The sequence below is a fragment of the Piscinibacterium candidicorallinum genome (assembly GCF_047549485.1).
Taxonomy (GTDB): domain Bacteria; phylum Pseudomonadota; class Gammaproteobacteria; order Burkholderiales; family Burkholderiaceae_C; genus Piscinibacterium; species Piscinibacterium candidicorallinum.
The window spans coordinates 554,354-567,972 of record NZ_CP180191.1 but is presented as its reverse complement, the minus strand read 5'-3'; the positions used below and the strand labels follow the sequence as shown (position 1 = coordinate 567,972).

Below are 13,619 nucleotides of genomic sequence, written 5' to 3'. Positions count from 1 at the left end.
CGCGCGCAGGTCGATAAACTGGCGCGCAGTATAGGTTTCCAACGTGCTCGCCTTCGCAGTCGAGAGCACTTCAAGCCCCTAGAGGAAAGCCCTAGATGCCCACGAAAGCTGCCCACAAGATCGTCCTGATGCGCCATGGCGAAAGCCAGTGGAATCTCGAAAACCGCTTCACCGGCTGGGTCGATGTGGACATCACGGAAAACGGCTGGCGAGAGGCCGTGGCCGCCGGCAAGCTGCTCAAGGCCGAGGGCTTTGCCTTCGACTGCGCCTACACCTCCGTGCTCAAGCGCGCGATCCGTACCTGCTACACCGTGCTCGACGAGCTGGACAGCATGTGGATTCCGGTGACCAAGCACTGGCGCCTGAACGAACGCCACTATGGCGCGCTGGCCGGCCTGAACAAAAGCGAAACCGCCGCCAAGTATGGTGAAGACCAGGTGCACATCTGGCGCCGCAGCTACGACACGCCGCCCCCGGCACTGGACAAGGCTTCGAAGGACGCGCCTTGGCACGACCGGCGTTATCAAGGTGTCAACAAGAGTGAGCTGCCGCTGACCGAATGCCTGAAGGACACCGTGGCTCGGGTCGTCCCCTACTGGAATGCAGAAATCGCACCCGCCGTGAAGGCGGGCAAGTCCGTGCTGATCACCGCGCACGGCAATTCCCTGCGCGCCCTCATCAAGCACCTGGACGGCATGGGCGACGCGGAGATCGTGGCGCTGAACATCCCCACGGCCCAGCCTCTCGTCTATGAGCTGGACGCCCAGCTGCGCCCGATCAAGCATTACTACCTGGGCGACCCGGACGAGGTCGCGCGCAAGCTGGGCAGCGTTGCGGCCCAGGGCAAGGCGAAGTAGTCGGCAAGCTGGCGGCGGTTGCCGCGGCCGCACGCGACAGGCCGCCGCCGACCGGGCACTGTCACCCGCCTGTCCGCGCGACGGCGGGCGCCGTACACTCGAACGAACGTTTTGACGTTGTGAACGTCAGACTCCGTATCTGTGAAGTGCGCACTGCGCGCGAGGAAGGTTGCCGGATGAAGTTCAGTGGCAAGGTCGGTTTGGTCGCCGCCGGTGTGGTGGGTGGCGTGTGCATCAGCCTCGGGTTGACGGCCCTTGCGCAGCGCGGCCCCACCGGGCCGCTGCCCATCGAGGACATCCGCGCCATCACCGACGTGTTCGACGCGGTCAAGCGCAACTATGTCGAGCCGGTGGATGACAAGAAGCTGCTCAATGGCGCCATCCAGGGCATGCTGCAGGATCTCGATCCGCACTCGCAGTATCTGGACGCCGATGCATTCAAGGATCTGCGCGACAGCACGCAGGGCGAGTTCGGCGGTCTGGGCATCGAGGTTGGCACCGAAGACGGCTTCATCAAGGTGCAGACCCCAATCGAGGACACACCCGCCTTCCGCGCCGGCATCAAGTCCGGTGACCTCATAGTCCGTATCGACGACAAGTCCACCAAGGGCCTGAACCTGCAGGACGCCGTCAAGCTCATGCGCGGCAAGCCCGGTACCAAGCTGACGCTTACCGTAAGCCGCAAGGACAATCCGGTGCCGATGGTGTTCACGCTCACGCGTGATGTCATCAAGATCCAGTCGGTGCGCAGCCGGGACATCGAACAGGGCTTCGGTTATGTGCGTATCTCGCAGTTCCAGGAGCGCACGGTCGAGTCGCTGGTGACCAAGCTCAACGAAATCGCCGCCAAGCAGCCCAATCTCAAGGGGCTGGTGCTTGATCTGCGCAATGACCCGGGTGGCCTGCTGCACGGTGCCATTGGCGTATCGGCCGCGTTCCTGCCGCAGGACAAGCTGGTGGTCTACACCGAGGGCCGCACCGAGGAAAACCGCCGCAAGTTCTTCGCCTCTCCCGAGGACTACCGCGGCCTGCGTGATGATCCGCTGCGCAAGCTCAATCCGATCTTCAAGACTGTGCCAGTCGTCGTACTGGTGAACGCAGGTACCGCATCGGCCTCGGAGATCGTTGCCGGTGCCTTGCAGGACCACGGCCGCGCGAAGATCGTTGGCCAGGCGACCTTCGGCAAGGGTTCTGTGCAGACCATCATTCCGCTGTCGCCGACCACGGGCGTGAAGCTCACGACCGCGCGCTACTACACACCCAAAGGCCGGGCCATTCAGGCCAAGGGCATCGAGCCGGACTACGTCGTCAACGAAACTGCACAGGGCGATGTCTATGCCGACCTCTTCATGCGCGAGGCCGACATGGAGCGTCATCTGACGGGTCGCGACGAGAAGCAGGCCGACGCCAAAAGCGCGGAGCAGCGTGCCCGTGAGCTGGTCGAGCGTGCCGAACGCATTGAAAAGCTTCGTGCGGAAGGCCGCCGGCCGATCGAATTCGGCAGCGCGGAAGACTTCCAGCTGGCGCAGGCGCTGAATCTCCTAAAGGGTCAGCCGGTGGTTACAGCCAAGCCCAAGGAGTCGGTCGCCTCGGCAGCAACGCCCGGCGACAAGCCCAAGAAGTAAGGCGCATGCTGCGCGCGACAGGCCCGGTTCTGCCGGGCCTTTTCATTTCCGCGTACCACTGGGCAAGACAGTCTCATTCATGACAGACGACGAACTGCTGCGCTACTCGCGCCATATCCTGCTCGACGAGATCGGCATCGAGGGTCAGGCGCGCATCCGTGCCACGCGTGCGCTGGTGGTCGGCGCCGGCGGGCTGGGGTCGCCCGTCGCGATTTATCTGGCGAGCGCCGGCGTCGGACGCATCACGCTGGCCGACCCGGACGCGGTGGACCTCACCAACCTGCAGCGCCAGATCCTGCACACGACGCCGCGCGTCGGTCAGGCCAAGGCCGCTTCAGGCCAGGCCGCGCTGGCCACCTTGAATCCGCAGGTTGAGGTCGTGCCGCTGATCGAAAGGCTGGATGGCGAACGCCTGGCCGAACTCGTCGATGCCCACGATCTGGTGCTGGACTGCTCGGACAACTTCGCCACGCGACATGCGGTCAACCGAGCCTGCGTCGCGGCACGAAGGCCGCTGGTGTCTGGAGCAGCGATTCGCTTCGACGGTCAGGTCGCGGTATTTGATACGCGCAACGAGGAGGCGCCCTGCTACCACTGCCTCTTCCCCGAAGGCGAGGACGTGGAGGAAGTGCGCTGCGCGGTCATGGGTGTGTTTGCGCCGATGACAGGCATCGTCGGCACCATCCAGGCGGCTGAGGCGCTGAAGCTCTCAGCCGGCGTGGGCAGTTCGCTGAGCGGGCGCCTGCTGCTGATCGAGGGCAAGGCCATGCGCTTCACCGACATTGCCGTGCCGCGAGACCCAGGCTGCGCGGTCTGCGCGTCCTTGCGCTGAGCCACGCGAGCAGCGCCGCCCTACTCTTCCTTGCTGGCTTCAACCAGGGTGTCGATCAACGCGGCATTGACTGCGGCCAGCGACATCAGGTTGTCGGTCACCAGCTTGTTGATGAGCTCGCTATCCCCAACTTCAACGGCTTCGGCCAACTGCAGGTAAGGCATGTGCGGGCCAGTGCGATGCACTAGCGCATTGCGCACGTTTTCCGGCACGTTGAGCATGGCAAACAGCTGCTCGAAGCTGGTGTGAAACAGGCGGTCGAGCTGCGAGAACACGCCGCAGATGAACATCTCGTCGCGCAATTCCTGATCGACGCTCTTGCCGACCACGCGCTCCATGAACATGCCGCGGCGCATCGAGCTGTACATCACCGGACGCAGCATCACATCCTTGCTGGAGGTGGCCAGCAGCAGTGCCAGCCAGCGCTTGAGGCGGTTGTAGCCCAGCATCATGACCGCATGCTTGAAGCTCTGGATCACTACGGACAGGCCGAAAGCCGGTGAGTTGATGTAGCGCAGCAGGCGGTAGCCCAGCGCCGGGTCGCGCTTCATCACGGGCTCGATCTGCTCGACCGGCACCTGCTGGTCGACCATCTGCATGAGCTTGGTGATCGTGACGAAGTCGGGGTTGGAGCTGGCCACCGAGCTGGAGCGCAGCACGTCATCGAAGGGCCAACCGATCACCGCATAGCAGTTGCGCGCAAAGCTGGCTTCCAGCGCAGCGACCGTCCGGATGCCGCTCTGCACGAAGGGAATGCGGCGCGTGGCCGACGCGGTAATGACCCGATTCTCCTCTCCGATGCGACGGTCCTCCGACAGATCCACAACAGAGTGCTTGAAGCAATCAAAGAGCTTGGGGTCGAGCGCGGAGGGCGGTACGCCATACAGGACGAGCGGATGGCCGACTGCATTGAATGCCGGCAGGTACTCGAAGCATTCGGGGTTCACTGTGTAGGCTGCCGGAATCTCGACTGCAATCGCGCGTGAGCCGGGCACCGTAAACAGGGCTGGGTCGACGTCGGCCCCGACGACATGCACCGAGAGACGGATCTCTTCTTCGGGCACGATGTCACGCAGGGCACGAACGACATCGCTCATGGACGGTTGCGTACCATCGGTACCGCACACGACCAGCCGCATGCCGATCACCTTGCGGTGCCGGTCAATCATCGGGGCGTAGCTCAAGGTGGCCTGCGCCAGAACACCGCGGCTCAGGGCGTCGGCGAGATTCAGCTGCGATTCAAATGCGCCCATGGAAGGCTCCGGTCAGATGTAGTTCATCAGCGACATCTTCGCCACGGAGGCGTAGGTCTTCATCGCTGCTTCGAGTGAGGTTTGCTGTGCGGTGATCTTGCTGATTGCATCGGCCACGTCCACGTCTTCCAGCTTGCTTCGGAAGCCCTGGACGGTGTCGGCTTCGCGCCCTGCTGCCATGGCGATCGATTCGCTGGTACGCATCTGTTCGCCCACCTTGGCTCGCGCCACATTGGCGCGCGATACGGCGGTGTCGATCTCGGCAAGCAGCTGCTGCAGCTTGCCTGTATTCATCTGGCCGGGCGTATTGAGCCGTGCGATCGCATCCTGCATCGTGTCGAAGATGCTCTTGCGCGAGGACGGCGCGATCACGAAGCGGTCATTCGCACCGGGCGCACCGCTCATGGTGACCTGCCAGCCATCCGCACCGATGCTCTGCCCGCTTGCGTAGGGTTGCCCGGCAGCGAGTGTGGTGCCTGTCGTAGTGTTCACCAGGTCGTAGGCTGTCCCGCTGGCGTTGAAGCGGATCTCGTAGGTGTCCCCCGTCAGCAGGGCCATGTTGGTCACGCTGCCGGTATCGGCCCAGGCGCGACCAGTGTTGGAGGCGGCAGCTGTCGCCGAAAAGGTGCCGTTGCCCGAGGGCAGCTGCATGAATATGGCGGAGCCGTCCAGGCTGCCCAGCGTGTTGCTGGCGGGGTCGAGCATCTGGTCGCCGAAGTTACCCACGTAGCTCACGCCGCCCGGGGTGGGCACGAAGGGACTGGTCTGACTGCCGGCACCGCCGAACAGGCGGCCACCGGCGCCGTCTTCACTGTTGGCGATCGCCAGCAGCCGGTTGTAGGCACCGCGGATTGCTTCAGCCTGGGCGCGTCGTTCGGCATCGGAGTACGCGCCATTGCCGGCGGCCACGAGGGCGTCGCGGGCATCCTGCATGGCACCCGCGGCGTCGGCCAAACCTTGCTCAAGTTGCTGATTCTGACCCTGCGCGTTGGAGAGCACGCGGATGCGAGAGTCCAGCTGGGCCGTGCGAGCACGGGCCAGCTCGATCTGGCTGGCTGCCGCCGGATCATCGCCCGGCGTGTTGACGCGCTTGCCACTGGCGAGCTGATTCTGCAGACCGACGATCTGGCTCTGGCGCTCAGTGATGGCGCTGATCGACTTCTGGATCTGAAAGCTGGTGGACAGTCGCATGGTTCGAGACCCTCAAGGCACTCAGCGGCCCATCGAGAGCAGTTCATCGAAGACCGATTGTGCGGCTTGGATGATCTTGGCGCTCGCCTGATAAGCCTGCTGATAGCTCATCATTTTTGAAAGCTCTTCATCGAGATTGACGCCCGCGACCGATTGCTGCGCGCGGGTGGCGTCGTCCAGCACCTGCTTGGAGGCTTCGGCCTCGGAGCGCGCTCCGTTGGCTCGGATACCGACCTCGGCCGACAGGCTGGCGAAGCTCGCGGTCAGGGTTTGTCCGTTGGCCAGCGCAGCTGTCTGCAAGGCAGACAGCGACAGTGCATTGCGGTTGTCTGCAGCCGGCTGGGTGTTGGGGCCAATGGTGAAGGTGTCTCCCGCGCGCGGTTGACCATTCAGGCTCAATGACCAGCCGTTGAAGCTGATGGATGCGCCCGGCGAGTAGCTCAGGCCCGTCGGGTTGCCCGTGCCTGTGCCGGTGACGTTGAAGGTGCCGGCTGCCGTAAAGGTGATGGTGACCGGTGCATTCAGATTCACATTCGCGCCGAGCACGGTGAGCCCGCCCGCGGTCGCACCTAGGTTGCCCGTGCCCGAACTGACCGCCACTGCGGCCGCAGTCGCCACACGCAGCGGGTCGTTCAGCACCGTTTTCATGTTGGAGGCTGCGCCGGTGACCGCACGCACGGCAAAGCGATCGCCTGCCTGCGGGGTACCGCCCCCGGCACTCAGTGTGATGCCTTCGAAGTTGATCGGCAGCGCACTGAAGGTGCTGACCTGCCCGTCGTTGAGGCGCCGCAGTGTCCACTGCGTGCCGTCAAACGTGGCTTCGTAGTCCGTGCCTGACAGTGCCGTCACGTCACTGATGGCCACGTTCATGGCCAGGCTGCCGGAATTCGTGCTCCGCGGGTTCACCACCGGGGCCGGTACGCTGAACACTGGCGCCCCGGGCTGGCCGCGTGCATCCAGACCCAGGGCCTGCTGCGCATTCACTGTCTGCGTAACGACCGTGGCAATCTGGCCCAGACGCGATCGCGCCGTACCCAGATCCTGATCACGGAACTGCAGCGTGCCGCCCAGCTTGCCGCCAAGAGTGGGGCCATCCAGCGTCAGGCGCGCGCCACCAGGCGTGACCAGCTGGGCCACGGTCTTCTGCGGGTCTGCCGTGTCGCGTGCCATCTCGATCTGCGCGCGATTGCTGCCGACAAGCAGGGTCTGGCCGCCGGCCACAAACAGGTTGAAGGTGCCGTCTTCCTGCGGCACCACGCTCACGCGGATCTGCGCATTGAGATCGGCAATCAGCTTGTCGCGCGCATCCAGCAGGTCGTTGGGCTGGCCGGTCATGCCGCGCGTGGCACGAATGCGCTCATTCAGGTCTGCAATGCGCGCCACCGTCTCGTTGATGCTCTTTGCGCTGTCCGACAGCTGCTGCTCCACGGCCCGGCCCAGGGATTCCAGCTGCTGATCGGTGTTGGACAGCTTGGAGCTCAGGTCATTGGCGCGAGCAAGAAAGGCCATGCGCACCGCCGTATCACCCGGCCGAACCGAGAGGTCGCGTGCCACGGCAAAGAAGTCGTCGATCCCCTCGCCGATGCTGTCGCCGCCCGTCGGAAACACCGAATCCATGCGGGTCATCAGTGCGTTGCGCGTTTCGGCTGCGCTTTGGCTCGCGCTGGCGCGCTGCACCTCGGCAGTCAGAAACTGGTCGTAGCTGCGGGTGATCGTCTCCAGCCGCACGCCGGATCCGAAAAAGCTGCCACCCCCCGTGCTGGCCGGGCCGGTCGACTGGATTGTCTGCTGGCGCGAGAAGCCGGGCGTGTTGAGGTTGGCAATGTTGTGGCTGGTCGTCTGCAGCCCCGCGTAGGCGGCCTGCAAGCCGGTGGTGCCGATGGTGAAGAGGCCGGCCATGAGGGTGCTCCCTTCAGACCGCAGCGTTGGTCAACCCGCCGATGCTGCGGCGGGTTGACTGGATGGTGGCCAGCAGCTTGCGGCCGTAGTTCGGATCGGTTGCATAGCCAGCCTGCTGGATGCTGGCAGCGAACTTCTCGGCGCTGTGCGTGTTGCGCATGGCCTGGTCGTAGCGCTGGTTCTGCGAGATCAGTCGACCGTAGTCGGCAAAGGCCTCGGCGTAGTTGTTGTAGGCGCGGAAGGTCTCCACGCGCTTGACCGGTTTGCCGCCCACGTACTCCGTGGTCATCACGTCCACGGTGGCGCCTTTCCAATTGCCTGTGGCCTTGATGCCGAAGAGGTTGAAGCTGTTGCGGCCATCGGCGCCGATGATCTCTCGGCGCCCCCATCCGCTCTCCAGGCCAGCCTGCGCCAGCATGAAGTCCGCAGGAATGCCTGCGGCCTGGGCGGCGCGCTTTGCTTCGGGCGCCAGACGCGCAATGAAGTTGTCCCGTGCGTCGCTGCCACTGGCATGCGTCGGGTTCAGACGGACCGCCGGATCGGCTGCAGGGCCGGCGGCCGCGCCGCGCAAGGCCTGCACCTGGGGTGGACGGATGCTGCCCACGGTCGGGCCATCCGTCGCCGCACCCATCTGGCGCGCCAGTGCCTTCTCGATCATGTCTGCCAGCCCACCGGGGCGGCCGGCCATGGCCGTAGCCATCTGGCCATCGAGCATGCCGCGGTAGGTGTCCTCGGCGCTCGAACCCATGAGATCGCTTTTGGGCAGGCTCTCACGCATGCTCTTCAGAAGCATCTGATTGAACATGGTTTCGAACTGCACGGCGGCCGCGCGAGTGGCGGCCTTCGGGTCGCGTCCGGCCTGATCGCGCAATGCGTTCAAGCTGTTCAGATCGACGGCAACGCGGGCCTGGTTTCCGATGGCCATGTCAGATCACCTCCAGCTCTGCCTTGAGCGCACCAGCGGCCTTCATGGCCTGGAGGATGATGATCAGATCCTGCGCAGTCGCACCCAGGGCATTCAGGGCCTTGACCACGTCTTCCAGCTTGGCTGCCGGCCCGACGAGATTCAATTGCCCTGGGTCCTGACGGATGGCGATGTCCGAGCGCTCAGCCTGCACGGTCTGACCGTTGGAAAACGCACTCGGCTGGCTCACCAGCGGAGTCGTCGTGATGGTGACGCTCAAGTTGCCATGGGCGACGGCCGCAGGACCGAGGGTCACGCTCTGGTTCATGACCACCGAGCCGGTCCGCGCATTGATGATGACCTTGGCCGCGGGTGTTCCGCGCGTGATGTCCAGCCCCTCCAGATCAGCCAGAAAGCCGATGCGGGCATTGGGCTCGCGCGGCGCCTTCACACGCAGCACTCGACCATCCAGTGCCGTGGCGGTGCCTTCGCCAAAGACCTGATTGATACGCTCAGCCACGGTACGGGCCGTGGAGAAGTCGCTCTGGTTCAGTTCCAGCTGCATGAACTCGCCAGACAGCAGCGGCGTGGGTACAGCACGTTCCACCGTGGCGCCACCGGGCACGCGTCCGGCAGACAGGTGGTTGATCTGCACCCTGGATCCATTGGCCGACGCGCCAGCACCGCCCACGATGACATTGCCCTGCGCTACGGCATATACCTCACCGTCTGCACCTTTCAACGGCGTGAGCAGCAGGGTGCCGCCGCGCAGGCTCTTGGCATTGCCCAGGCTGGAGACCGTCACATCGATCTGCTGCCCCGGCTGCGAAAAGGCCGGCAACTGTGCAGTCACCATCACTGCGGCCACATTCTTGAGCTGCAGGTTCGTGCCCTGTGGCAGCTGGATGCCCATCTGGCCCAGCATCGATTGCAGGCTCTGGCCGGTGAACGGCGCCTGGCTGGTCTGATCGCCCGTGCCATCCAGACCCACGATCAAGCCGTAGCCGATCAACTGGTTGCCGCGCACGCCCTGCCAGCTGGCGAGGTCTTTGAGGCGCTCGGCCTGAGCCGCCGGCGCATGGAGCGCAGCAAGCGCCAACAGGCTGGCGCTCAAGATCCAAAGAATGCGGCCGAAGACTCGATTACGCATGGCTAAACCTCACAACGGCCAGACGGACAAAAACACGCGAGACAGCCAGCCCATGGCTTGAGCCTGGTCCTGCTGGCCCATGCCACGCAGCTCGATGCGCGCATCAGCGATCGTCGTGGAGCTCACGGTGTTGCCGGGCTGGATGTTCACCGGGTTCACCACACCGCTCAGGCGCATGCGCTCCACGTTATGGTTCACACCGATCTGCTTCTCCCCGGCCACCAGCAGGTTGCCGTTAGGCAGCACTTCCACCACGGTGACAGTGATGGAGCCGGTGATCAGGCCGGACGAGTCCGTCGCGCCCTTGCCTTCGAAGCTGTTCTCGCTGTTGGCGCGTGCTCCTGCACGGCCGAAGCTGTTGCCGGCAATGAAGGGCAGCGCGCTGATCCCGGCATTGAGATCGCTGGTCTTGTCGACCGAGCTGTTGGCACTCTGACTGGCGGTGGAGCGCTCGTTGATCTGCACGGTGATGATGTCGCCGACGCGCCGTGCACGGCGGTCTTCGAACAGCGGCGTGGCCATGCGCGCGTTGTAGATGCTGCCGGTGGCGGCCTGATGCACGAGCGGATCGACGGCAGGCTGATTGGGCCGCACTGGCGTGGTGTCGACGACGGCGACTTCGGGCCGGCCGACCACGGCACAGCCGCTCAGCACGGACGTGGCGAGCAGGGCAATCAATGAGAGGCGCTTGAACATGAAGGGCTCGATTCTTGGTGCGGCATCCGTCAGGACGCATCAGAGCTGCGACAGTCGCTGCAGCATCTGGTCCACGGTGGACACGGCCTTGGAGTTGATTTCGTAGGCGCGCTGCGTGGCGATCATCGCGACCAGCTCCTCGACCACATTGACGTTGCTGGTCTCGATGAAGCCCTGCGCCAGCGTGCCCAAACCGTTGGTGCCCGGCTGGCCCGGCGTGGGGGCGCCGGAGGCCACGGTTTCGCCGTAGACGTTGCCACCCAGGGGGTTGAGGCCCGCCGGGTTGGTGAAGGTGGCCAGCTGGATCTGGCCCACGGTGTTGGGGGTGGCACTGCCCGGCACGAGCACCGTGACCGTGCCGTCCTGGCCGACGGTCACCTTCTGCGCATTGGCGGGAATGGTGATCGCCGGGTTCACCGGGAAGCCGTTGTTGGTGACGAGCTGGCCGTTGGCGTCGATCTTGAAGCTGCCGTCGCGCGTGTAGGCGTTCGTGCCATCGGGCATCTGCACCTGGAAGAAGCCCAGGCCGTTGATGGCCACGTCATAGGCGCCATCCGTCTTCTGCAGGTTGCCCTGGCCGAAGTTGCGCGAACTGCCCACCGCACGCACGCCGGTGCCGATCTGCAGCCCGGTGGGCAAGGTGTTCTGCTGCGTGTTCTGGCTGCCCGCCTGGCGCATGTTCTGGTACAGCAGGTCCTCGAAGACGACCTGCGAGCGCTTGAAGCCGTTGGTGCCGACGTTGGCGAGGTTGTTGGAGATGTTGTCCAGCTGCAGCTGCTGGCTTTCCATCCCGGTCTTGGCAATCGACAGTGAACGCATCATGGCGGGGCTCCTAGCCCGGCCGGATGCGCACTTCAGGTGCGGCGCTGGCGCGGGCGTGAATATCGGCTGTTTGACATGCAGTCTGAAGCAGACGGCGCCCTGTACATGCCGCAATAAGCAGCGCTCTTGCCATCCAATTGCAGCCCTTGCAGACGCAGCGCCAGCCCGGAATCGGAAAGCGAGATCGGCTCTGGATGCGGCTTCCCAGACCAAAATGGCTGGAGAAGCCCGCCAGACAAGCGGAAAGGCTCTTGAATTGCCCTTGAATGGCAGCCCCAGAGGCCCACAGGCAAACATCGACAAGGCCGCGGCGGCTCAAGGAGGCTGCAGGCCAACAGGGTGTTCATCGGCGTGCAGTTGTGGCCCTCTGTGGCCCAGACTGTTCGCTGCCGCAGCAGTCGCGCATCAGCCCGTCGGCGACAGCAGGCGCGTGGCGCGCTGGGTGCTCGTGTCGGCCGTGGTCATCATCTTGATCTGCATCTCGTACTGCCGAGCCGCGGAGATCATGCCCACCATCTGCTCGATGACATTCACATTGCTGCCCTCAAGCGCCGCCGGGGTGACGCGCACGTTCTCATCCAGCGGTGCAGCCTCGCCGTCCGGCGTACGGAACAGGCCGTCCGGCCCGCGCGAGACGGTCTCGGGGTTGGTGAGCTTGATGCGCCCGACCTGCTGGGGTGCGCCGTTGCCCACGGTGGCGGTGACGGTGCCGTCCTGGCCGATCTTGATGCGCGCGTTGGCGGGTACGTTGATCGGCCCGCCATCACCCAGCACCGGCAAGCCGTTGCGCGTGACGAGCTGGCCGTTGCCGTCCACATCCAGGCTGCCATTACGGGTGTAGGCCTCATTGCCGTCCAGCCCCTGCACGGCAATCCAGCCCGGGCCGCTCACAGCGACATCCAGCTCGCGGTTGGTGATGTTGATTTCGCCCTGCTTGTCCGAGTAGCCCAGCGTGGTGTCGAGCGCGAACACGCGGGTGGACGCGCCCTCGCCCTGGATGGGCACGGCCCGGTGACGCACCATCTCTGCGCGAAAGCCGGTGGTGTTCGCATTGGCCAGGTTGTTGGCCAGCGAATCCTGCCGGGCCATCGTGGCCTTGGCACCGCTCATGGCGGAATAGATCATGCGGTCCATGCTGGGTCCTCGCTAGCTCAGACAGTGCTCAGTGCTCAACGGAGGTTGACGAGCGTCTGCAGCACTTGATCCTGCGTCCGCACGGTCTGGGCGTTGGCCTGATACATGCGCTGCGCGGTGATCATGTTCACCAGCTCGCCGGTCAGGTCCACGTTGCTGTCTTCCAGCGCACCAGCCTGCAGGCCGCCGAGTGCGCCGGAGTTGGGCGCGCCGGTCAGCGGCTGGCCCGAGGCCGTGGTTTCCACCCAGGCGTTGCCACCCACAGGCACCAGACCCTGCGCATTGGTGAAGTTGGAGAGCACGATCTGGCCCTGGGCGAGCGTCTGGCCATTGGTGTAGCGGCCGAGGATCACGCCGTTGCCATCAATGGTGAAGCCGGCAATCCGGCCAGCTGCATAGCCGTCCTGGCTGAGCTGGGCCACCGAGAAGTTGTTGCCGAATTGCGTGAGCCGGTCCTGATCGACCGAGACGGTCAGCGGCGTGGCCGCACCCCCCGTGACAGGAACGGCGATCGACATCGGGTTGCTCGATCCGGCGGCATTGAAGCTGCCGTCACTGTTGAATGCGATGTTGCCGGCGCGCCCGCTGCCGATCATGGTGCCATTGGCCGCTGCGTAGACATCCCAGGCGTTGTTGCCGGTCTTGCGGTAGTAGAGCGACAGCGTCTGCGCGTTGCCCAGCGAGTCGTAGACCGTCAGCGAGGTGGCGCTGTTGTAGGTGGTGGGGTCATTGACGTCGAATGCGCCCACGGGCGGGGTGTTGCGCGAATCCAGATTGGCGGCCACGCCCACTTCGGTGGAGGCACGCGGCGCCACATCCGAGGTGTCCAGGCGCAGCTCGCGGGCACCGCCGGTGTTGATCTGGCCGGTGGCATCCGCCGGGAAGCCCGTCAGGCGAGCGCCCTGGTTGTTGACGATGTAGCCCTGGTTGTCCATCTTGAACTGGCCGTTGCGGCTGTAGGTCACCGCGCCGTTGGTCGACATGCGGAAGAAGCCCTGGCCGTTGATGGCGATGTCCAGCGGGTTGTTGGTGGTGGTGATGCCGCCCTGCGTGAACTGCTGGGCAATGGCCGCCACATTGACGCCGATGCCGGCCGACAGGCCACCCGCACCGCTCATGGAGTTGGCGAACATGTCGGCAAATTCCGTACGTGAGGCCTTGAAGCCGACGGTGCCGGAGTTGGCGACGTTGGTGCCGATGACATCGAGATTGCGCGATGCCGCATTCAGACCGGACAAACCCTGCTGGAAACCCAT

General features: G+C 64.7%; 12 protein-coding genes. 3 read left to right on the top strand and 9 right to left on the bottom strand.

Features of this window, described 5'->3' with window-relative positions; all coding sequences use genetic code 11:
• The first annotated feature begins 95 nt into the window (after positions 1 to 95).
• From gpmA to ACMDW7_RS02580, 3 genes are all read left to right on the top strand, one after another.
• The gene (gene gpmA, locus ACMDW7_RS02590) at positions 96 to 857 is read left to right on the top strand and encodes a 2,3-diphosphoglycerate-dependent phosphoglycerate mutase (RefSeq protein ID WP_377305842.1); all 762 of its coding nucleotides are present in this window, start codon (positions 96 to 98) and stop codon (positions 855 to 857) included.
• 176 nt (positions 858 to 1,033) lie between these two features.
• Positions 1,034 to 2,482: a S41 family peptidase gene (locus tag ACMDW7_RS02585; protein ID WP_377305844.1), complete on the top strand. Its 1,449-nt coding sequence runs from the start codon at positions 1,034 to 1,036 to the stop codon at positions 2,480 to 2,482.
• A 79-nt stretch (positions 2,483 to 2,561) separates the two neighbouring features.
• Entirely contained in the window at positions 2,562 to 3,314 is a 753-nt protein-coding gene (locus ACMDW7_RS02580; RefSeq protein ID WP_377305846.1) for a HesA/MoeB/ThiF family protein, read from the top strand.
• 20 nt (positions 3,315 to 3,334) lie between these two features.
• On the opposite strand, the gene ACMDW7_RS02575 is transcribed toward ACMDW7_RS02580, so the two are convergent.
• From ACMDW7_RS02575 to flgE, 9 genes are all read right to left on the bottom strand, one after another.
• On the bottom strand, positions 3,335 to 4,567 hold the full coding sequence (locus ACMDW7_RS02575) for an EAL and HDOD domain-containing protein (protein WP_377305848.1): 1,233 nt from the start codon (positions 4,565 to 4,567) through the stop codon (positions 3,335 to 3,337).
• Between the two features lie 12 nt (positions 4,568 to 4,579).
• Positions 4,580 to 5,758, bottom strand: a complete 1,179-nt coding sequence (gene flgL, locus ACMDW7_RS02570) for a flagellar hook-associated protein FlgL (protein ID WP_377305850.1) — start codon at positions 5,756 to 5,758, stop codon at positions 4,580 to 4,582.
• Positions 5,759 to 5,779: 21 nt separating this feature from the next.
• Entirely contained in the window at positions 5,780 to 7,657 is a 1,878-nt protein-coding gene (flgK, locus tag ACMDW7_RS02565; RefSeq protein WP_377305852.1) for a flagellar hook-associated protein FlgK, read from the bottom strand.
• Positions 7,658 to 7,670: 13 nt separating this feature from the next.
• Complete coding sequence (flgJ, locus tag ACMDW7_RS02560; protein ID WP_377305854.1) at positions 7,671 to 8,582, bottom strand: flagellar assembly peptidoglycan hydrolase FlgJ; 912 nt, start codon at positions 8,580 to 8,582, stop codon at positions 7,671 to 7,673.
• Position 8,583: 1 nt separating this feature from the next.
• The gene (locus tag ACMDW7_RS02555) at positions 8,584 to 9,711 is read right to left on the bottom strand and encodes a flagellar basal body P-ring protein FlgI (RefSeq protein ID WP_377305856.1); all 1,128 of its coding nucleotides are present in this window, start codon (positions 9,709 to 9,711) and stop codon (positions 8,584 to 8,586) included.
• 9 nt (positions 9,712 to 9,720) lie between these two features.
• A complete protein-coding gene (locus ACMDW7_RS02550; RefSeq protein ID WP_377305857.1) occupies positions 9,721 to 10,407 on the bottom strand; it encodes a flagellar basal body L-ring protein FlgH in 687 nt (228 codons plus the stop codon).
• 39 nt (positions 10,408 to 10,446) lie between these two features.
• Positions 10,447 to 11,229 (bottom strand): flagellar basal-body rod protein FlgG, encoded by a 783-nt coding sequence (gene flgG / locus ACMDW7_RS02545; protein WP_377305858.1) that lies wholly within the window; start codon positions 11,227 to 11,229, stop codon positions 10,447 to 10,449.
• A gap of 405 nt (positions 11,230 to 11,634) precedes the next feature.
• A complete protein-coding gene (gene flgF / locus ACMDW7_RS02540; RefSeq protein ID WP_377305859.1) occupies positions 11,635 to 12,363 on the bottom strand; it encodes a flagellar basal-body rod protein FlgF in 729 nt (242 codons plus the stop codon).
• Between the two features lie 35 nt (positions 12,364 to 12,398).
• Positions 12,399 to 13,619, bottom strand: coding sequence for a flagellar hook protein FlgE (gene flgE / locus ACMDW7_RS02535; RefSeq protein WP_377305860.1), 1,221 nt, complete (start codon positions 13,617 to 13,619; stop codon positions 12,399 to 12,401).